This is a genomic window from Actinomadura coerulea, from assembly GCF_014208105.1.
Lineage (GTDB): Bacteria > Actinomycetota > Actinomycetes > Streptosporangiales > Streptosporangiaceae > Spirillospora > Spirillospora coerulea.
Map to the genome: position 1 here is coordinate 2,988,930 of NZ_JACHMQ010000001.1, position 20,318 is coordinate 3,009,247.

The window sequence follows — 20,318 nt, forward strand, 5'->3', positions numbered from 1 at the left end:
AGTCGACGGCGTTTATCCGGCGGCTCCGCTTATCGCTCGGCAGCCGGTGAAGACCGCGCCCAGGCCCTCTCGGTCGACGATCTCGCGGAGCTTGGCCGGCATCGCCGGCAGCGCCAGGCAGCCGCCCTCGGCGGCGACGCGCCAGCGGATGCCGAGCAGGATCGGCAGCGGGTCGCAGCGGACGCCGAGACGGTCGTGCATCCGCACCATCAGGTGCCGCATGTCGCCCTCGACCAGCGTGGTCAGCGTCTCGCCGAGCCGCGGCACGGTCACCTCGTCCAGCACCCCCGACAGGTGGACGACCGTGTGGTCGCCGTCTCCGGCCTCGGCCGTGGTGATCATCAGCTCGGACGGCGCGGGCGGCGTCGGGGTGAGGCCGGCGTCCCCGGGATGCAGCGCGCGGATCGCGTCGAGCACGTGCGTGGTGTCGACCTCCCCCCGCGCGGGCTCCGGGACGGGCGCGGCCGTCGCCGACCCGACGTCGGCGAACACGGGGACGAGCCGGTCCAGCCCGGTGAGGTGCAGCGCCCGCCGGACGTGCGCCGACAGGGCCGGCACCACCGCCCGCAGCGGGCAGCCGAGCAGCTGCGCCCGCGTCTCGGCCCGCGCCATCAGCACGAGGCCGGCCGCGTCCAGCAGGACCGCGTCACCGAAGTCGACCACGACCCCGCCGCGCCGCGCCGCCCGCGTCCCCCGCGTCCCGGGCGCGCCCGCGCAGGCGAGCGACAGCGCCTTGCTCACCTCCTCCCGGATCCCCGCGTAGTTCTGCCAACTGATCTGCGCCGGCAGGCTGAGCACGATGAACCCTCGCCGGGTCTCGGTGCTCAGGCCCGGCACCGCCGTGTCCTTCATCTGTCACATCCCGATCGGAGTGCGGGCCGCCGCGCGGGCGGGCCGGTGCGAGGCGGTCAGGTGGCCGGGCGGTCGGGACCCCGGCCGCTCGTCCGGGTAGGGCGGGCGGCCGCCCCGCACGACGCCCGTGAGCCGGGACGCCGCGAGGCGCTCGATGGTCCGTTCCTCGGGCCGCACCCCCAGGTGGGCGCAGCAGCACCACAGGTCGTCCACGCAGCGCCGCACGCGCTCCACCGGAATGTCGGCGAAACGGACGCGCAGCCGTGCCACGAGGTCATCCCGCGTCGGTACGACCGATGGCGACTTCTCCCAGCGCTCCACTGTCCCTCCGATCGCTTCTGGACGGGCTGATTCCGTCCGAACTGAGCAGAACCCGCCGATCCGACGGGTTCTGAGGTTGGAAATGACCTACCCGGGGGTTGCGACAGAAAAAGCGACCAACCTAAAAACACGGGCACGACACAACCGCCGCGCGGCAAGTATTCATGGCGCCCGGCGCCACTCGGCGGACCGTGAATCGCCGTTCTTTTGCGCTGCTTTTCCGCGCGCTGCCCGGCCGCGACCGGGCGATGACCTTCGTGGCGGACGGCCGCGCGTCCGGTGGGCGCGCGGACCCGGGCGATCTACCCCGGTCTTGGGCGCGCTCGCACGGCGGGGCGGCGCCGCCGGGTTCCGAAACCGGCCCGGCGGTCACGGACCGTACTGAAGCTTTTACGGATGGTTGCCTGTCGCGCACGCACCTGGCCGGACCGGAGGGAATTGCTGATCTAGATGTCTCCAACAGACCCGGGGTGACCCATGGACGGCCAGCCGAAGAACTTCACCCGCAGCACCCGCCCGGACCAGGGCGGCGGCGCCGCCACCACCCCGGGCACGGGCGCCGCCCCGGAGGACGTCCCCCGGCCGGTCACGGGACCGGCCGCCGGCCCCATCCCCGACCCGTTCGACGAGGACACCCCCCGCACACCGGACTGGTTCAAGACGGCGGTGTTCTACGAGGTGTCGGTCCGGGGCTTCGCCGATTCCAACGACGACGGGTACGGCGATCTGCGCGGGCTGATCTCCAAGCTGGACCATCTGCAATGGCTCGGCGTGGACTGCCTATGGCTGCTGCCCATCTACCAGTCGCCGCTCAAAGACGGCGGCTACGACATCGCCAACTACACCAGCATCCTCCCGGACTTCGGGGAGCTCGGAGACTTCGTCGAACTGATCGAGCAGGCGCACGCGCGGGGTATCCGGGTCATCGCGGATCTGGTGATGAACCACACCTCCGACCAGCACCCCTGGTTCCAGGCGTCGCGGACCGATCCCGACGGCCCGTTCGGGGACTTCTACATGTGGGCCGACGACGACACCGGCTACCCCGACGCCCGCATCATCTTCGTCGACACCGAGTCCTCCAACTGGACCTACGACCCCGTCCGCGGCCAGTACTACTGGCACCGCTTCTTCGCCCACCAGCCCGACCTCAACTACGACAACCCCGACGTCCAGGACGCCATGCTGGAGAACCTGCGGTTCTGGCTCGACCTGGGCATCGACGGCTTCCGCCTGGACGCCGTCCCCTACCTGTACGCCCGCGAAGGCACCAACTGCGAGAACCTCCCCGAAACCCACGCCTACCTCAAACGCGTCCGCGCCGAGGTCGACCGCCTCTACCCCGACCGCGTCCTGCTCGCCGAGGCCAACCAATGGCCCGCCGACGTCGTGGAGTACTTCGGCGACCCCGCCGCCGGCGGCGACGAATGCCACATGGCCTTCCACTTCCCCGTCATGCCCCGCATCTTCATGGCCGTCCGCCGCGAACAGCGCTACCCCATCTCCGAGATCATGGCCCAGACCCCCAAGATCCCCGACAACTGCCAATGGGGCATCTTCCTCCGCAACCACGACGAACTCACCCTGGAGATGGTCACCGACGAAGAACGCGACTACATGTACACCGAATACGCCAAAGACCCCCGCATGAAAGCCAACATCGGCATCCGCCGACGCCTGGCCCCCCTCCTCGACAACGACCGCAACCAACTGGAGCTGTTCACCGCCCTCCTGCTCTCACTCCCCGGCTCCCCCGTCCTGTACTACGGCGACGAGATCGGCATGGGCGACAACATCTGGCTCGGCGACCGCGACGCCGTCAGAACCCCCATGCAATGGACACCCGACCGCAACGCCGGCTTCTCCACCTGCGACCCCGCCCGCCTCTACCTCCCGGTCATCATGGACCCCATCTACGGCTACCAGGCCGTCAACGTCGAGGCCCAGGCCAACAACCCCGGCTCCCTGCTGCACTGGACCCGCAAAATGATCGAGATCCGGCAGCGCCACCCCGTCTTCGGCGTCGGCTCCTACGTCGAACTGTCCGCCTCCAACCCCTCCGTCCTCGCCTTCACCCGCGAGATCACCGAGGACGAGAGCCCGTGGGACGAGATGGACACCGTCCTGTGCGTCAGCAACCTGTCCCGGTTCCCGCAGCCGGTCGAGCTCGATCTGCGGCGCTTCGAGGGCTACTCCCCCGTCGAGTGCATGGGCGGCGTCCAGTTCCCCGCCATCGGCGAACTCCCGTACCTGCTCACCCTGCCCGGGCACGGGTTCTTCTGGTTCCAGCTGCTTCCACCTGAGAACGGCGCTCCCGGGGCGGGCGCGGACGCGGGGCCGGGCACCCGCGCGGGAAGGACCGTCTGACCGTGCTTCCTCCAGAGCGGGACCTCGTCCGGGACCTCGCCGAGTGGCTCCCGCGGCAGCGGTGGTTCGGCGGCAAAGACGGCCCCATCCACGACCTCACCATCGGCACCGCCACCGAACTCCTGCACGGCGACCCCTCCCTGCACCACCTCGTCCTCGACGTCCGCCAGGACGACACCACCGACCACTACCAGCTCCTGCTCGGCGCCCGCCGCGACCTGCCCGACCGGCTCCGGCACGTCGAGATCGGCGGGCCCTGCGGCGACCGGTCCGCGAAGGCCCGGCTGTACGACGCCGCGCACGACCCGGACCTGACCCGGGTCCTGCTGGACGCCCTGGCGAACGGGGCGTCCGCGGGCCCGCTGCGGTTCCACCACGCGGACGGCGCCCGCATCCGGACGGACCTGGCGAGCCTGCCCATGACCGCCGAGCAGAGCAACACCTCGTTACTGTTCGGCGACGAGTACATCTGCAAGCTGTTCCGCCGCCTGTCCCCCGGCGTCAACCTCGACCTGGAGGTCAACCTAGCGCTGAGCCGCGGCGGCTGCGCACGCGTCCCGGCCGTCCTCGGCTGGATCGAGCTGGAACCGGGCCGCGGGGCGCGGGCGGGCGAGGGCGGAGAGCCGGTGACGCTCGCCCTCCTGTCGGACTACCTGCACACCGGCGTGGACGGGTGGAGCCTCGCGATCGCCAGCGTCCGGGACTGGTTCGCGCACACGACGCCGCCCGGCGGCGACGAGTGGGCGGAGCTGGACGCGAGCGCCGCGGGCGGCGACTTCGCCGCCGAGGCCGAGCGGCTCGGCGCGGCCACCGCCGAGGTGCACCGGGCGCTCGCCGACGCGTTCGGCGTGACGGTCGTCCCGGCCGGGGAGGTCCGCGCGATGGCCGCGCGGATGAACGCCGAGCTGACCGGCACCTGCCGCGCGGTGCCCGGCCTCGCGCCGCACGCCAAGGCGCTCACCGAGGCGTTCCTGGACCTGGCCGCGCGGGCCGGGCCGCTGCCCGTCCAGCGCGTGCACGGCGACTACCACCTCGGCCAGGTCCTGCGCACCGAGTCCGGGTGGACGGTGCTGGACTTCGAGGGCGAGCCGGCGCGGACGCAGAGCGAGCGCCGGGCCCTCGCGCACCCGCTGCGCGACGTCGCCGGGATGCTCCGCTCGTTCGAGTACGCGGCGCGGTTCCTCATCACCAGGGCGGGCGCGGTGCCGAGCGAGTCGGGGCCGCGACTGGAGACCCGGGCGCACGCGTGGGCGGCGCGCAACCGCGCCGCGTTCTGCCGCGGCTACGCGGCGGGCGGCGGACCGGACCCGGCCGCGCATTCGGTGCTCATCCGCGCGTTCGAATTCGAGAAGGCCGTCTACGAGGTGCGCTACGAGGCGCAGAACAGGCCGGCCTGGCTCGCCGTTCCGCTGAAATCTCTGGCCCATCTGACCGCTTGATCAAAGACACTGAAGGCCGCATCCAATTCCGCGCCATGATCACGTAAAATCGGCCGTCCTCGACAATTCCGTGCCGATCAACGGGTACCCGATCCTTCGGCGGGATGATGATCACCCGCCGATACCCGAACGGAAACGGAGACCACAGGAATGTCCACCGCACGCCACTCGCAGGAGCCCGCAAGCGCAAGCGCGTCGATCGCGGGCCATCCCGGCCGCTACCGGGCGGCCGGGCGAAAACGGAGCATGCTCCGAACGGCCGTCACGGCCACCGTGACCGGGCTCGCGCTGACGGTCCCGCTGGGTTCCACGGCCTTCGCCGCGCTGAACCCGACGGTGCTGAGGAGCCTGCACCTCGACGCGGCCACCCTGGAGAAGGTCCAGGCGTACGACAGGTACCGGACGCGGGAGACCCTCCAGCGCAAGCGCGCCAAGAAGGCGCTGCGGTTCGCCCGCAAGCAGCTCGGCAAGCCCTACCGGTGGGGCGGGGACGGGCCGGGCGGCTACGACTGCTCCGGTCTCATGATGGCCGCGTGGCGGCGGGCGGGCGTCAAGATCCCCCGCGTCACCTACTCCCAGTACCGCCAGGTGGACCGGAAGGTCGCGATGCGGAGCCTCAAGCCCGGGGACCTCATCTTCTTCCACGGCCGCAGCCACGTCGGCATGTACGTGGGGCACGGCCGGTTCCTGCACGCGCCCAATTCGGGGGCCAGGATCCGCGTCGACAGGTTCGGCGCGGCGCGCAAGAGGCAGTTCGCGGGCGCGGTGCGGCCCGGGGCGCCCGCCTACCGCGAGTGGTCGCCGTCCGTGCGGGAGCTCGTCGAGAAGATCGACCGGATGAGCGCCGAGAAGCGGGCCGACCAGCCCCCTGATAGCGAGCGGACCCCCCAGATTCCGCCATCACGTAGCACATCAAACCAGAAATCCGACAATCCCCCAATTACCACCCCCGGACACATCCCGGCGGGAAAGGCCGCACCACCCGGCGGCCATTCCGCGAGGCCGGACGATTCCGCGGCACAGGCTCCGCGAAGCGACAGACCGTCGGACGAGTCAAAGCCTGAGCCCCGGCCGAGAGCCGTGGCGCACCCCAGATCCTTCTGGAACGGCCCCGGCCTCGAGCCGTGGGCGAAGTACGTCGCTCCCTAGCCCCTTTCCGCCCGCCCCGGCGCCGTGCGCGCGGCGCGCGGCGCCGGGGGGCGCGTCGCACTTGACCTGGAGGGGACTCCAGCTGCTTGGCTGGATCACCATGGAGTACACCCAGCTCGGCCGTACCGGCCTGAAGGTCAGCCGCCTGGTGCTCGGCACGATGAACTTCGGCCCGTTCACCGAGGAGCCCGACGCACACGCGATCATGGACGCGGCGCTCGACGCGGGGATCAACTTCTTCGACACCGCGAACGCCTACGGGTGGGGCGCGAACAAGGGCCGCACCGAGGAGATCATCGGCTCCTGGTTCGCCCAGGGCGGCGGGCGGCGCGAGAAGACCGTCCTCGCGACGAAGGTCTACGCCGACATGGCGGCGCCGGACGAGCCCTGGCCGAACCGGGGCGGGCTGTCCGCGCTGCACATCCGCCAGGCCGCCGAGGCGTCGCTGAGGCGGCTCGGGACCGACCACATCGACCTGTACCAGTTCCACCACATCGACCGGTCGACGCCGTGGGAGGAGATCTGGCAGGCGATCGACGTCCTGGTCCAGCAGGGCAAGGTGCTGTACGCCGGGTCGTCCAACTTCCCCGGCTGGGGCATCGCGCAGGCCAACGAGGCCGCCGCCCGCCGCGGCTCGCTCGGCCTGGTCAGCGAGCAGTGCCTGTACAACCTGGTCGAGCGGCGCGCCGAGATGGAGGTCGTCCCGGCCGCGCGGGCCTACGGGCTCGGCGTGATCCCGTGGTCGCCGCTGCACGGCGGGGTGCTCGGCGGCGTCCTGCGCAAGGAGCGCGACGGGGACGGCTCCCGGTCCCGGTCGGGCCGCGCCGCGGAGATGCTGAACGACCCGGTGGAGCGGGCGCGCGTCCAGGCCTACGAGGACCTGTGCGGCGAGCACGGCCTGGACCCGGGCGACGTCGGCCTCGCCTGGCTCCTCACCCGCCCCGGCGTGACCGGGCCGATCGTCGGCCCGCGCGTCCGCGGGCAGCTCGACTCCGCCGTCCGCGCCGCCGCGCTGGAGCTGCCGGAGGAGTTCCTGGCCGCCCTGGACGAGATCTTCCCCGGCCCGGGCCCCGCGCCGGAGGCGTTCGCCTGGTGACCCGCGGCCGCGGGCCGGGGCGCCGAGGGCGCCCCGCCCCGCGCCGCGGCGGGGTAGCGTTCCCCCTGTGAACGATCAAGACAGGCCGTCCCTGGCGGACATCCCCCACGACGTCCCGACGTCCGCCCGCGCCTACGGCTGGCTGCTCGGCGGCAAGGACAACTACGAGGTCGACCGGCAGTTCATCCGGGCGCAGCTGGAGCACCACCCCGCCGGGCTCGACATCACCCGGCAGAACCGCCTGTTCCTGTACCGCGCCGTCCGGTACCTGGCCGCCGAGGCGGGGATCCGCCAGTTCATCGACATGGGCTGCGGTCTGCCGACCGACGCGAACGTGCACCAGGTCGCCCGCGACTTCGTGCCGGACGCGCGCGTCGTCTACGTGGACATCGACCCGATCGTCCTCGCGCACGGCAGGGCGCTGCTGGCCGGCGACTCCTCGACCACGGTCATCCAGGGCGACATGCGCGACCAGGACACCATCCTGGAGGACCCCGAGGTCAAGCGGCTGATCGACTTCGACGAGCCGGTCGCGACCCTGTTCCTGTCGGTCGGCCACCACCTGCCCGACGCCGACGACCCCCGCCGCGTGCTGAACACGATCATGGACCGGGCGGCGCCGGGCAGCCACCTGACCTTCTCCCAGGTCGCCTGCGACGACCCGGTGCGCAGCGCCGAGATGACCGCGCAGGTCACCGGGGCGGGCATCCCGTGGCAGACGCGGACGCCCGCCGAGATCGACGCGCTGCTGTCGGACTTCGACCCCGTCGAGCCGGGCCTGCGCAACCTGGTCGACTGGCGCCCGCTGGACGTGCAGCCGCCGCTCGCCCCCGTCCCGCCCGAGCTGGAGCGCTACGAGGGCGCCTCCAGGCTGGACCGCGGCATCTACGAGTACGGCGGGGTGCTGCGCAAGCGCTAGAACGACCGCCTCGAAGGCCGCCGTCCCGGGACCGGGACGGCGGCCTTTCGCGTGCCAGGCGTTGCCGAGGCGGCAACAGGACGGGACCAAGGGGACGAGCCATGCTAAGTTGCCACTGAAAATCGTTTTCATTTTCAGGAGCTTCCATGATGTCTGCTCAGCGCGCCCGCGCCCTCGGGGCGGGCGCCGCCCTCACCCTCACCTCGCTCGGCGCCGCCGCCTGCGGTTCGTCCCCCGGCGCCGGGGCCGCGGAGACGGTCTCGGTCGTGGCCTCGACCAACGTGTACGGGGACATCGCGCGGCAGATCGGCGGCGACAGGGTGAAGGTGACCTCGTTCATCAGCGACCCCGCGCAGGACCCGCACTCCTTCGAGGCGGGGACGCGCACCAGGCTCGCGATGTCCAAGGCCGGTGTGGTCATCGAGAACGGCGGCGGCTACGACGACTTCATGGACACGCTGCTGAAGGGCTCCGGGTCGAAGGCCCGGGTGCTCAACGCCGTCCAGATCTCCGGGAAGACCGCCCCGGCGGGCGAGGAACTGAACGAGCACGTCTGGTACGACCTCCCCTCCGTCGCGCGGCTGGCCGACCGGATCTCCGCCGCGCTCGCCGAGGCCAGCCCCGAGGACGCGCGGACGTTCTCCGCGAACGCCGCCTCCTTCAAGGCGAGGCTGAAGACGCTGGAGGGGAGGGTGGCGGCGGTCAAGGCCGCGCACTCGGGCGAAGGCGTGGCGGTCACCGAGCCCGTCCCGGGCCACCTGCTGGCGGCGGCCGGGCTGGTCGACCGGACGCCGGAGGAGTTCGCCGAGGCGGTCGAGGAGGGGGACGACGTCCCGCCGCGGGCGCTGCGCGACACCCTGGCGCTGCTCACCGGCCGGAAGGTGCGGGCGCTCGTCGTGAACGTGCAGACGAGCGGCCCGCAGACCGGCAGGGTCCGCGAGGCGGCCGGCGAGGCGGACGTCCCGGTGGTGCCGGTCGCCGAGACCCTCCCGGCCGGCCGGGACTACGTCGCCTGGATGGACGGCACCATCGCCGCGCTCCAGAAGGCGCTCTCGTGATCGCCTTGCGCGGCGCGACCCTGGCCTACGGCGAGCGGACCCTGTGGCGCGGGCTGGACCTCGACGTGCGGCCCGGCGAGTTCCTCGCCGTCGTCGGCTCCAACGGGTCGGGGAAGACCAGCCTGCTCAGGGTGCTGCTCGGGCTCCAGCGGCTGTCGTCCGGAACGGTCTCGGTGGACGGGCGCCGCCCCCGGCGGGGCAGCGACGCCGTCGGGTACGTCCCGCAGCACCGGGCCGTCCCGCCGCACACCCCGCTGCGCTCCCGCGACCTCGTGCGGCTCGGCATCGACGGCCACCGCTGGGGCCCCTGGCGGCCGCGCCGGGACGCGCGCCGCCGCGTCGACGCCGCCCTCGCCGACGTGGGCGCCGCCGCGTTCGCCGACGTCCCGCTCGAACTGCTGTCGGGCGGCGAGCTCCAGCGGGTGCGCATCGCGCAGGCGCTGGCCACCGGCCCGCGCGTCCTGCTGTGCGACGAGCCGCTGGCCTCACTGGACGCCGAGCACCAGCGCGTCGTCGCCGGGCTGGTCGACCGGCGCTGCCGCGACCACGGCACGACCGTCGTGTTCGTCACGCACGAGATCGACCCGATCCTCCCGTTCGCCGACCGGTTCCTCGACATGGGCACCGCCCACGGGGCCCCGGCCTCCCTCCGGGAGACGGCATGAGCTGGCAGGAGGCGTGGCACGAGATCTTCAACTTCCGGGACTACGGGGCGCTGCTCGGGCTGGTGCGCAACTCGCTCGTCGCGGGGGCCGTGCTCGGGCTGGTCGGCGGGCTCGCCGGGACGTTCGTCGTCATGCGCGACCTGGCGTTCGCCGTGCACGGGATCAGCGAGCTGTCGTTCGCCGGCGCGGCCGCCGCCCTGCTGGCCGGGGCGAGCGTGGCGGGCGGTTCGATCGCGGGGGCCCTGGTGGCCGCCGGGCTGATCGGGGTGCTCGGCGCGAAGGCGCGCGACCGCGGCTCGGCCATCGGGGTGCTGATGCCGTTCGGACTCGGGCTGGGCGTGCTGTTCCTGTCGCTCTACCAGGGCCGGTCGGCCAACAAGTTCGGGATCCTCACCGGGCAGATCGTGGCGATCGACACGCCGCGGCTGTCGTGGCTGCTCGCGACGTCGGCGGTGGTGCTGGCGTGCCTCGCGGTCATGTGGCGCCCGCTGGCCTTCGCGAGCCTGGACCCGGACGTGGCGGCGGCGCGGGGCGTGCCGGTGCGGGCGCTGTCGCCGGCCTTCCTGCTGGTGCTCGGCCTGGCGGTGGCCGTGTCCGTGCAGGTCGTGGGCGCGCTGCTGGTGCTCGCGCTGCTGTGCACGCCGGCCGCGGCGGCGGTGCGGGTCACCGCGTCGCCCGTGCTGGCACCGGTGCTGAGCGCGGCGCTCGCGACGGTGTCGGTGCTCGGCGGGATCCTGCTGTCGATCGGGTCCAGCATCCCGATCAGCCCGTACGTCACCACGGTCTCGTTCCTGCTGTACGGGGTGTGCCGCGCGGTGGGAGCCGTCCGGGCCCGGCGGGGATGGACGGCGCGGGGAACGCGTCCCGGCACCGTCCCCACATGATCTTTTGGCGCCCGCCCGGGATTGCGGGCCGGGCGGGCGCCGCACCGCGCCCCGCGTTCCCGACATGTCCGATCCCAGATCGCCAGGTCGTTGCGATTCGCTTACCCGGCCGTGGGCATCGCCGCAGGCCGCACGGGAATCGAATCATCTGGACTCTTGCGGCGAACAGGGCGATTGGGAGGGCGCGATGTGGGATTTCGCGGGCCGGGACACCGCTATCGACCTGGGAAGCGCGACCGTGCGGATGCATGTGAAGGGACGCGGCGTCGTCTGCCGCGAACCGTCACTGCTCGCACGCTCCCGCGACACCGGGCGCATACTCGCCCTCGGCGTCCCCGCGCGGGAGATGGCCGGACGCAATCCCGACGTCACGCTCGTGCGACCCATCCGCGAAGGCGCGCCGACCGAGACCGACGAGGCCGAGTACCTGATGCGGCACCTCGTGCGCCGCCACCACAGGCGCCACTACACCGCGCGCCCCCGCCTGGTCGTCACGGTCCCGAGCGGCCTGACCTCCGTCCACTACCGGGCGCTCCAGTTCTCCGCCTACCAGGCGGGCGCGCGCCGCCTCACGCTCGTGCCGACGCCCATCGCCGCCGCCATCGGCATGGGCATGACCTCCTGCGGGCGGCCCGACATCACGGTGGTCGCCGACATCGGCGCCGACGTCACCGACGTGGGCGTCATCGCGTTCGGCGGCCTCGTCACCTCGCACACCGCGCACATCGGCGGGTCGGCGCTGGACCGCGCCATCGCCGCGCTCGTCCGCCAGGAGCACGGCATCGCGCTGTCGCTCGCGGGCGCGGAGGCGGCCAAGCTGGAGGTCGGCGCGGTGCCGCCGCTCGGCCGCCGCCCGGTGCGGCAGACCGTGGTGCACGGGCGCGACATCGCGACGGGCATGCCGCGCGGCATCGTCCTCACCACCGCGGACGTCGCCCGCGCGATCTCCGCCCCGGTGGCGCGGATCGTGGACGCGATCGGCGCCGCGCTCGCCGGCTGCTCCCCCGAGATCTCCGGCGACCTGCTCGGCGTCGGCATCACGCTCACCGGCGGCTGCGCCCGGCTGCCCGGCCTGGAGCGGCTCGTCCGGGACCGCACGGGGCTGGGCGCGCGGGTCGGCGACGACACCGGCGACGCGGCCGTGCTCGGCGCCGGGGAGGTGCTGCGGTCCGCCGGGACGCGGGAACCGTCCGCCCGCGAGGGCTCACCGCGCCCGTACCTGCTGACGACACTGGCGGAGTACTGACCGCCTTCGGCCGCGGGCGGCCGGCGGCCCGTCCGGTGCCGGTTACACTTCCACACCCATGAGCGACGCACCCGACCGCGAGGGACCGGGAAGCCCGCGGCTGCAGGAGGTCTCCGACGGGATCTTCGCCTACCTCCAGCCCGACGGCACCTGGTGGATCAACAACACCGGCTTCCTCGCGGGCGCGCGGGGGGTGACGAGCGTCGACTCCTGCTCGACCGAGCGCCGCACCCGCGCGTACCTGGAGGCGATCCGGTCGGTCACGGACCGTCCCGTCCGGACGCTGGTCAACACCCACCACCACGGCGACCACACCTTCGGCAACTACCTGTTCCCCGGGGCGACCGTCGTCGGCCACGAGGGCACGCGGGAGGGCGCGCTCAGCTGGGGCATGCCGTTCGACGAGCCGTTCTGGACGAAGGTCGACTGGGGCGGCGTCGAGATCGAGCCGCCGTTCCTCACCTACGCCGACGGCGTGACGCTGTGGGTGGACGACCTGCGCTGCGAGGTCCGGCACGTCGGGACGCCCGCGCACACCACCAACGACTCCATCGTCTGGATCCCCGAACGGCGGGTGCTGTTCTGCGGCGACCTGCTGTTCAACGGCGGCACCCCGTTCCTGATGCAGGGCTCGGTCGCGGGCGCGATCAGGGTGCTGGAGGAGGTCGTCGCGCCGCTCGGCGCGGAGACGATCGTCCCCGGGCACGGGCCCGTCGCCGGTCCCGAGCTCATCGACCGGGTGATCGGCTACGCGCGGTTCGTCCAGGCGACCGCGGCCGAGGCCCGGCGGGCCGGGCTGGCGCCCCTGGAGGCCGCCCGCGAGGCCGACCTCGGCCCGTACGCGGAGCTGACCGACCCCGAGCGCCTCGCCGGCAACCTGCACCGCGCCTACGCCGAGTTGGACGGGCAGCCGCCCGGCGCGCCGATCGACCTGGTCGCCGCCCTCGGCGACATGGTCGCCCTCAACGGGGGCCGCCCGCTCACCTGCCGCGCGTAGCGGCGCGTCAGCGCAGTTCGGCCGCGGTGACCAGGCGGATGTGGGCGGTGGCCCAGGCGCGGGTCATGCCCTCCGGGTCGTCCGCGGCGAGCGCGGCGGTGAGGGCGGCGAGCGTCCCGGCGCAGGTGCGCAGGCCGACGCGCTCCAGCGTCCCGCTCGCGCGGGCGAGACGCTCCCGCACCCCGGACGGCAGGCGCAGCAGGCCGCGGTGGGCCGCCTGCGCGCAGGCGGCGAGCGCCTCGTCCAGGGCATCGCCGAGCGGATCGGGCACGGCCTCGGGCGGGGCCCCGAGGGCGGCGGTGCCCTCGCCCGGAGCCAGGTCGGGGACGACGGGACCGCCGGCGGTCAGCACGGCGAACGGGTCGATGACGAGGCCCCCGCGGTCCCTGCGGACGGCGCCCGAGACGAACCGGGGCTCCGCCGCGAGCGCCTCGGCCAGGGCGTCCAGCGCGGCGGGGCGGTGCGGGCTGTAGCCGGCGGAGACGACGGCCGGGACGCCCGCCGCGTCGGCGACCACGGCCTCCAGCCGCTGTGCCCCGGGGCGGTAGCCGATGTGGCGGACCTCGGCGATCTCGACGACGCGGACCAGCTCCGCCTCCACGCGGGGCCGCACGAGCCGGGGCGGGAGCGCGTCCAGGGCCCGGCCCTCGGCGGCCAGGTCGCGCACGAGCAGCGCTGGGGGCAGGCCCTCCCAGGTGTCGCCGAGCGGGGTGACCGTCGTCTTCGCGATCCGCCCGGCGGTGACCCGCACGACCCGCCCGGGGCTGCGCGAGGCGCTCTCGGACACGACGTTCGCGGCGGCGAGGGACCGCAGCGGCGACCCGAGGACTCGGCGTCCGGCCAGGTCGGCGCCGGTGAGCCGGTCGCCGTCCGGCACGTCCCAGCGCCGTTTCAGCACCAGGACGACGCCGGTGCCGGTGTGCGCGAGGTAGACGTCGGCGGTGCGGGCCCCGGGCGTGCCGCCGACACGGCAGCCGAGGGCCGCGAGGCGGACGCGGCGCAGCGGCGTGTCCGCCGCCTCCCGCGTGCCGAGCACCTGGGAGCGGTCGGCGCCGCCGCGCGCGGCGCGGTGCCGGGCGTGGACCTCGGCGAGGAGCTCCGCGACGCGCGCCGGGTCGTGGTCGGCGCGGCGGTCGTGGTGGGCGGCCAGCTGGCCGGCCAGGTCCGCGAGCGCGGCGGCGGGCCAGTGCAGGCCGGACGTCGCCAGGTCGGAGCCGGTGCGCCCGAGCGCGGTCGCGAGGACCGGCCCGGCGTGCGCCGCGCCCTCCAGGAGGACCTGGTCGGCGAGGTCGAGCGCGGCGTCGAGGCCGTCCCCGCCGGCCCCGGCCGAGCCGCCGACCTCCAGCCGGACCTCCTCGCCGTCCAGGCCGCGCTCGGCGGCGGCGCGGAACGCCCAGACGGCGAGCACCGTGACCTCGCCGCGCACCGCCGCCACGGCGTCGGTGTGGACGTAGCCGAGCTCACCCGGCACCAGGAACCGGACCGTGCAGGTCTGGAGCTCCGCCTGCGCGACCGGATCCCGCTCGGTGGGGCGGCGGATCGTCGCCGAGTACCCGGCGCGGAGCGCGCGGCGCGCGGCGGTGAGGGCGCGCCGCCCGAGGACGCGGGCGAGCGCGTCGTCGTCGAAGTCTCCCGGCGACCAGCCGGCCGCGGGCCCCGGCGTCTCGGGCGTCTCGGGCGCGTCCGGTGCGGCGGCGGTCCGCTGGTAGGCCAGGACGAGGCAGATCCGGTGGCGGCACGTGCCGGTCGCCGCGCAGGAGCACCGCGCGGCCTCCAGCCCCGCCCCGGCGGGCAGCGACGCCGCGGTCCCGTCGGGGAAGGCGCCGTCGATCCCGCCGTCCGGGGAGACGGTGATCTCGGGACCGGCGCCGGCGTCCAGATCCTTGGCGGCGCGCTTGACCAGGCCGCGGTTGGCGAGGGCGGCGAGCGCGTCGGGGGTCAGCGCGAGCAGGTCGGCGCGGGTCACCGGCCGATCCGTTCCGCGACGAACTCGGCGAGCTGCCCCGGCGTCATCGCGCCGACGTGGGCGCCCTCGTCGGCGAGGCGCTGCGCCGTCCTCCGGTCGTAGGACGGGTTCGCCTCCTCGTCGAGCGCCGCCAGCCCGAGCACGTGCGTGCCCTGCTGGACGAGCCGCCGCACCTCCTCGACGAGCCGCCATTCGCTCCCGCCCTCGAAGAAGTCGGTGATGACCGCGACGATCGAGCGGCGCGGGTTCTCCACCAGGCCTGCCCCGTAGGCCACGGCCCGCCCGATGTCGGTGCCGCCGCCCAGCTGCACCTTCATCAGCAGCTCCGCCGGGTCGGTCACGTCGGAGCTCAGGTCGACGACGGAGGTGTCGAACGCGACGAGGTGCGTCTTGAGGCCGGGCAGCCCCCACAGGCACGCGGCGGTGACGGCGGCGTGCACGACGGACCCGACCATGGAGCCGGACTGGTCGACGAGCAGGATCATCTGCCACTGCTCGACGTGCCGCCTGGTCCGGGACACGAACCTCGGGTTCTCGATGTAGAGGCGGCGCTCGTCCGGCCGGTAGTGGGCGAGGTTGGCGCGGACGGTGCCGTGGAAGTCGAAGTTGCGGGAGTTCTTCACCCGGCTCGGCCGCCGCGAGCGGGTGCCGTGGAACGCCTGCCGGACCTCGGTGGCCAGCCGCTCCATCAGCTGCCGGACGACGGCCTCGACGATCCTGCGGGCCAGCGCGAGGACCTCGGGGTTCATCAGGTGCTTGGTCCGCAGCACGGCGCGCAGCAGCGCCTCGTCCGGCTCGATGCGCTCCAGGACCGCCGGGTCGGTGACGATCTCGTGGATCTCGTACCGCTCGACGGCGTCGCGTTCGAGCCGCTCGATCGTCTCCCTCGGGAAGAGCCGGTGCACGGCGTCGAGCCAGTCGACGGTGGTGAGCTGGGACGGCCCGGTCCCGCCGGTGCGGTCGTCGGACCGCTCGGGCTCGCCGTCGCCGCCTCCGCCGGAGCCGCGCCGCACGCCGCGCTCGGCGAGCTCGGGGTCGCGCCCGTACAGCCAGTCGAGCGCCGCGTCCCGTGCGGCGGCACCGCCGCCGAGCGCGCCCGTGCACGGCTCGGCGGGCGCGCCGAGGACGAGCCGCCAGCGTTCCAGGTCAGGCGGGATCATGATGTCCCCTCCCCGCTCTTCGTCATGGGGCGGCCTTCGGCGTCCGCCGCGAGGCCCGCCGCCGCGAGGGCCTTGTCCACGCGGGCGTCCAGGGCGAGGGCCTCGGCGGTGAGCAGCGGAGCGTCCGGCGTGCGGAGCAGCACGCGGGCGGAGCCGCGAAGGTTCCGGCGGTCCAGCAGCCCCTGGGCGATGGACGCGCGCTCGCGGGGCGGGAAGAACTCGAACGCCTGCCGCAGCGCGGGCAGCGCGACGAGGAACTCCTCCTCGCCCAGCCCGGCGACCAGCTCGTCCAGGGCGCCGAGGAGGGCGGCGCCGGGGTCGAGCACCTCCTGCCTGGCCAGCGCGAACAGCCCGGCGAGCCAGTCGCCGAACGTCGCCGGGACCGCCGCTCCGCGCACCGCCCGGGCCGGGTCGGAGGCATCGCCGAGAACGCGGGCGAGCCCGAACGCGGCGCCGCGCAGGTCGGCCGGGGCGCCGGATCCGGCGGCGACGCGGCGGGCGACGCCGAGCGCCGCGTCCCGGTCGAGGCGCAGCGTGCCGGAGGCGTGCAGGAGCGCGTCGCGGACGGCGGCGAGGGCGCGGAGCCGGCGCAGGTCGGCGGGCGCGGGGCCGCCGCGCACGCCCTCGGCCAGCCACAGGATCCGGTCGGCGCACTCCTCGACGACCGTGCCGAACAGCGGGCTGCCGGCCGTGCCGAGGACGCGGTCGTGCCGCCACAGCCCGAGGACGGATTCGAGCGCGGCGCCGAGCGCGCCGATGTCCGCCGCGCCCGCGACCCCGGCGGAGATGGACTCGGCGATCCGGCCGGACTGGTCCGCGCAGCCGCACAGCGCCGCGTCGAACAGCACGGCGGCGAGGCGCTCCATGTCGGCGCCCGCGGCGTTCGTCCGCTCGTCCAGGGCGGCCGCCGCGGCGTCGGCCAGCGTCGGCCCGTAGGCGCCCGCCTCGATGAGCGCGGCGTGGCGGCGACCGTCGCGGTCGGCGGCGTCCACGGTCCAGCGCTCCTCCAGCTCCGGGTCGGCGCCCGTGGCGGGACCGGACCGGCGGTCCGCGAACGGGATCCGCAGGACGCGCAGGCGGTGCAGCGCCCGGCTCCGCTCCAGCCCGCGCGGGGTCGTCAGCTTCAGCACGAGCGGGCCGCCGCGGTCGAGCCCGAGCCGCGCCAGCTCGGCCGTCGCGTGGCCGACGAGCGGCGGGGCGGGCGTGTCCGGGTGCAGGCGCCCGGTCCGGTCGCCGCTCAGCGCGTCCACCATCTCGGCGACGGCCGGGTGCGCCCCCGGCGCGAGCGCGCCCCGTGAGGTCCACGGGAGCCGCTGGTCGAGGTCGTCGTTCACCAGCGCGGACACCAGGCCGTCGAGCAGGTCGGTACGGGCCGGCGCGGGATGGCCGCGCAGGCGGGTGAGCCCCGCGGTGAGGGTGCGGGCGGCGATCAGGTCGGCGGTCGACACGACCTGCCCCCGCTCGCGCAGCCGGGCCGTGACCGTCTCCACCAGCGCCCCGGCCGCCGCGTCGGGGCCGTCCTCCCAGAGCCGCTGGTAGTACTCGGGCGACGGCATGCCCGACTGGTAGCCGGTGAACGCGTCGAGGCGCCGGAACGAGTACGGGACGAGGAAGCTGCCGCCGGTGGCGTCGCCGGGCGGCTCGGGCACGCCCGGCCACGCCGTGCCGCCGGACGCGGCGAGCGCCTCGAGGGCCGGCTTGTGGAAGCCGCCGGTCACCACGACGACGGGGCGGTCTCCGGCGTCGGCCCCGGCGGCCCGCACCCACTCCGCCATGTAGGACTCGCGGGCGGTGTCGTCCTCTCCGGCCTCCGCCTCGCCCCGCAGGAGCGCGAAGTACGCGTCGAGCCGCTCCCCCGCCCCCTCGGCGTCGATCTCGAACAGGTGGTCCCAGAGGACGTCGGTGTTGTCGACGGCGAACTCGCGGCACAGCCGCTCGGTCACCTCCGCGTAGCGGCGTTCGGCGTCGGCGTAGCGGTTGCTGCGGTCGGCGAAGGCGGGATGCCAGGCGGGCAGGTCGATGAAGCGGAGCTCCGCCCCGGCGGCCCGGCCCTCGTTCAGCGCCACCCATTCCGGGGAGTAGGCGCAGAACGGCGACCATGAGGCGTGCACGCGCTCGTCGTCGCGGTAGTAGCTGTAGACCGCGACGGGCGGCTCGTGGCCGAGGAGGAGCTCGCCGATCCGGTCACCGAAGTCGGCGGGCCCCTCCACCAGGACGTACGCGGGCCGCAGCCGCCGGATCGTCTCCCGGACGAGCCGGGCGCAGGCGGGGCTGTGGTGCCGGACGCCGACGAACGTGACGGCCATCAGCCGGGCAGCAGGTGCCGGGCGGCGTGCAGCGCCTTCCACTGCTCCCCGTCGCGGCGGGGAGCCTGCTGCTCCAGGTAGCGGCGCAACCGGGCGAGGTCCTCGGGGTTGTCCTTGGCCGCGGTGCCGGCGAGGCACTCGACGATGTCGGCGGCTCCGCCCTCCTCGCCGCGCAGGAACCAGCCGCGCACCCCGATCTGGTGGGCGACCGAGACCGCCTCGGCGGTGCTCATCACCGCCGACAGCCGGTCCATCGACCGGCCCTCCTCCGTGGTGGCGTCGCGCAGCTCCCGGAACACGGTGACGAGCACCTCCAGGACGTCCCGGCGCGGCGCGACCTCGACGCCGCTGTGCTCCAGCAGCCGCCCCGCCTCCTGCTCGACCAGGTCCAGCTCGGTCGCGAAGTCGGCGATCGGGAACACGGTCTCGAAGTTGAACCGCCGCTTGAGCGCTGCGCTCATCTCGTTGACGCCGCGGTCGCGGGTGTTGGCGGTCGCGATGACGTTGAACCCGTCGCGGGCGAACACCATCGCGTCCGCGCTCTGCGCCCCGTGGGGCGCCCCGCCTCCGCCGGAGGCCGCGCGGGACAGCTCCGGGATCGCCAGGACGCGGTCGGACAGCGGCGACAGCAGCGAGTCCTGCACCTCCAGCGGGCAGCGGGTGATCTCCTCGAACCGGACGACCCTGCCCTCGGCCATCCCGGTGAGCAGCGGCGCCGGGACGAGGGAGCGCGTGGACGGCCCCTCCGACACCAGCAGCGCGTAGTTCCACGAGTACTTGATCTGGTCCTCGGTGGTGGCCGCGCCGCCCTGGATCGTCAGCGTGGAGGTGCCGCTGACCGCCGCCGCGATCAGCTCCGACAGCAGCGACTTCGCCGTCCCGGGCTCGCCGACGAGCATCAGCCCCCGGCTGGTGGCGAGGGTGACCAGCGCCCGGTCGATGAGGGCGGTGTCGCCGACGAACTTGCGGCGGACGCCGAGCGCCTCGTCCCCGACGATGAAACGCCGCGCGGCCGTCAGCCCGAGGGCCCAGCCGGGCGGCCTCGGCCCGGTGTCGCTCTCGCGGAGCCTCTCCAGCTCGCCGGCGAACCGCACCTCCGCCGGCGGCCGCTGGTACGCCGCCGTCCCCACGTCCTCGGACCCCTCCGAGGGATGATCTTTCATGCCCCCCAACGCTAGGGGACCCATCGGACACTCCGCCCAGAGATCCCCATCTTCCCCACCGGCGCGAATATTTGACTTCCAGGTCAAAAACTCGCTACGGTCTTGGCATGGGAAGACCGAAGGGCTTCGAACCGGACGTGGTCATCGCTCAGGCGATGGAGACGTTCTGGACCAAGGGCTACGCCGACACGTCCCCCGCCGACCTCGCCGAGGCGACCGGGGTGGCCAAGGGCAGCCTGTACCACTCCTTCGGCTCCAAGCGCGAGTTGTTCGCCAAGGCGCTCGACCTCTACAGCCGGGCCGGTGCGGAACTGACCGAAGAGCTCCTCTGGCGGCCGGGCACCGCCAGGGAGTGCTTCCGCGCGTACTTCGCACTGCTCGTCGACATGGACCTGGACGGGCCGGTCCGCCGCGGCTGCCTGGCCCAGAACACGGTCGGCGAACTCGGCGGACGCGACGAGGAGGCCACCCGGGCGGTGCACCGGATGGAGGAGCGCATCATCGAGCTGTTCGCCGCCCGCATCGAGCAAGGGCAGCGGGACGGTGACGTCGACCGGGGCGTCGACGCCAGAGCGCAGGCGCTCCTCCTCCAGACCACCCTCGCGGGGCTGCGGGTCATGGCCAAGACGTTCGACCGGCCGGCGCTGTATCGGATCATCGACACCGCCCTGGCGGCCCTCTGAGGCGCGAGCACTCGGGCGACGGCCCTTTTTTTCGCCCTCATTTTTGA

17 protein-coding genes are annotated in these 20,318 nt (G+C 74.2%); 11 read left to right on the forward strand and 6 right to left on the reverse strand.

Features of this window, described 5'->3' with window-relative positions; genetic code table 11:
- Nucleotides 1-12 precede the first annotated feature (12 nt).
- Nucleotides 13-852 (reverse strand): STAS domain-containing protein, encoded by an 840-nt coding sequence (locus BKA00_RS13910; RefSeq protein WP_185025290.1) that lies wholly within the window; start codon nucleotides 850-852, stop codon nucleotides 13-15.
- A 3-nt stretch (nucleotides 853-855) separates the two neighbouring features.
- Nucleotides 856-1,122, reverse strand: a complete 267-nt coding sequence (locus tag BKA00_RS13915; RefSeq protein WP_185025291.1) for a hypothetical protein — start codon at nucleotides 1,120-1,122, stop codon at nucleotides 856-858.
- 528 nt (nucleotides 1,123-1,650) lie between these two features.
- On the opposite strand from BKA00_RS13915, the gene treS reads away from it, so the two are divergent.
- The 10 genes from treS to BKA00_RS13965 all read left to right on the forward strand — a co-directional run bounded on the left by treS (nucleotide 1,651) and on the right by BKA00_RS13965 (nucleotide 12,993).
- Complete coding sequence (gene treS, locus BKA00_RS13920) at nucleotides 1,651-3,540, forward strand: maltose alpha-D-glucosyltransferase (RefSeq protein ID WP_185025292.1); 1,890 nt, start codon at nucleotides 1,651-1,653, stop codon at nucleotides 3,538-3,540.
- A 2-nt stretch (nucleotides 3,541-3,542) separates the two neighbouring features.
- A complete protein-coding gene (locus tag BKA00_RS13925) occupies nucleotides 3,543-4,979 on the forward strand; it encodes a maltokinase N-terminal cap-like domain-containing protein (RefSeq protein WP_185025293.1) in 1,437 nt (478 codons plus the stop codon).
- Nucleotides 4,980-5,225: 246 nt separating this feature from the next.
- Nucleotides 5,226-6,128 (forward strand): C40 family peptidase, encoded by a 903-nt coding sequence (locus tag BKA00_RS13930; RefSeq protein ID WP_185025294.1) that lies wholly within the window; start codon nucleotides 5,226-5,228, stop codon nucleotides 6,126-6,128.
- Nucleotides 6,129-6,228: 100 nt separating this feature from the next.
- On the forward strand, nucleotides 6,229-7,224 hold the full coding sequence (locus BKA00_RS13935; RefSeq protein ID WP_185025295.1) for an aldo/keto reductase: 996 nt from the start codon (nucleotides 6,229-6,231) through the stop codon (nucleotides 7,222-7,224).
- A gap of 67 nt (nucleotides 7,225-7,291) precedes the next feature.
- Complete coding sequence (locus BKA00_RS13940) at nucleotides 7,292-8,143, forward strand: SAM-dependent methyltransferase (protein ID WP_185025296.1); 852 nt, start codon at nucleotides 7,292-7,294, stop codon at nucleotides 8,141-8,143.
- A 146-nt stretch (nucleotides 8,144-8,289) separates the two neighbouring features.
- The gene (locus tag BKA00_RS13945) at nucleotides 8,290-9,201 is read left to right on the forward strand and encodes a metal ABC transporter solute-binding protein, Zn/Mn family (protein ID WP_230299340.1); all 912 of its coding nucleotides are present in this window, start codon (nucleotides 8,290-8,292) and stop codon (nucleotides 9,199-9,201) included.
- Nucleotides 9,198-9,866, forward strand: coding sequence for a metal ABC transporter ATP-binding protein (locus BKA00_RS13950; RefSeq protein WP_185025297.1), 669 nt, complete (start codon nucleotides 9,198-9,200; stop codon nucleotides 9,864-9,866). Before BKA00_RS13945 ends, BKA00_RS13950 begins: the two co-directional genes overlap by 4 nt.
- Nucleotides 9,863-10,750, forward strand: coding sequence for a metal ABC transporter permease (locus BKA00_RS13955; protein ID WP_185025298.1), 888 nt, complete (start codon nucleotides 9,863-9,865; stop codon nucleotides 10,748-10,750). The genes BKA00_RS13950 and BKA00_RS13955 overlap by 4 nt, the downstream gene beginning before the upstream one ends.
- 187 nt (nucleotides 10,751-10,937) lie before the next feature.
- Entirely contained in the window at nucleotides 10,938-11,996 is a 1,059-nt protein-coding gene (locus tag BKA00_RS13960; protein ID WP_185025299.1) for a rod shape-determining protein, read from the forward strand.
- A 58-nt stretch (nucleotides 11,997-12,054) separates the two neighbouring features.
- Entirely contained in the window at nucleotides 12,055-12,993 is a 939-nt protein-coding gene (locus BKA00_RS13965) for an MBL fold metallo-hydrolase (protein WP_185025300.1), read from the forward strand.
- Nucleotides 12,994-13,000: 7 nt separating this feature from the next.
- On the opposite strand, the gene BKA00_RS13970 is transcribed toward BKA00_RS13965, so the two are convergent.
- Genes BKA00_RS13970 through BKA00_RS13985 form a run of 4 tightly spaced genes read right to left on the reverse strand, consistent with a single transcriptional unit; the run spans nucleotide 13,001 to nucleotide 19,588 of the window.
- Nucleotides 13,001-14,959 carry a hypothetical protein gene (locus BKA00_RS13970; RefSeq protein ID WP_185025301.1) on the reverse strand — a complete coding sequence of 653 codons (1,959 nt, stop codon included), beginning with the start codon at nucleotides 14,957-14,959 and terminating at the stop codon, nucleotides 13,001-13,003.
- Nucleotides 14,956-16,119, reverse strand: a complete 1,164-nt coding sequence (locus tag BKA00_RS13975; RefSeq protein ID WP_185025302.1) for a VWA domain-containing protein — start codon at nucleotides 16,117-16,119, stop codon at nucleotides 14,956-14,958. Before BKA00_RS13975 ends, BKA00_RS13970 begins: the two co-directional genes overlap by 4 nt.
- A complete protein-coding gene (locus tag BKA00_RS13980) occupies nucleotides 16,116-18,425 on the reverse strand; it encodes a DUF5682 family protein (RefSeq protein ID WP_185025303.1) in 2,310 nt (769 codons plus the stop codon). Before BKA00_RS13980 ends, BKA00_RS13975 begins: the two co-directional genes overlap by 4 nt.
- Nucleotides 18,425-19,588, reverse strand: a complete 1,164-nt coding sequence (locus BKA00_RS13985; protein WP_185025304.1) for an ATP-binding protein — start codon at nucleotides 19,586-19,588, stop codon at nucleotides 18,425-18,427. The genes BKA00_RS13980 and BKA00_RS13985 overlap by 1 nt, the downstream gene beginning before the upstream one ends.
- Before the next feature lie 107 nt (nucleotides 19,589-19,695).
- Between BKA00_RS13985 and BKA00_RS13990 the strand changes: the two genes are divergently transcribed.
- On the forward strand, nucleotides 19,696-20,271 hold the full coding sequence (locus tag BKA00_RS13990) for a TetR/AcrR family transcriptional regulator (RefSeq protein ID WP_185025305.1): 576 nt from the start codon (nucleotides 19,696-19,698) through the stop codon (nucleotides 20,269-20,271).
- Nucleotides 20,272-20,318 lie beyond the last annotated feature (47 nt).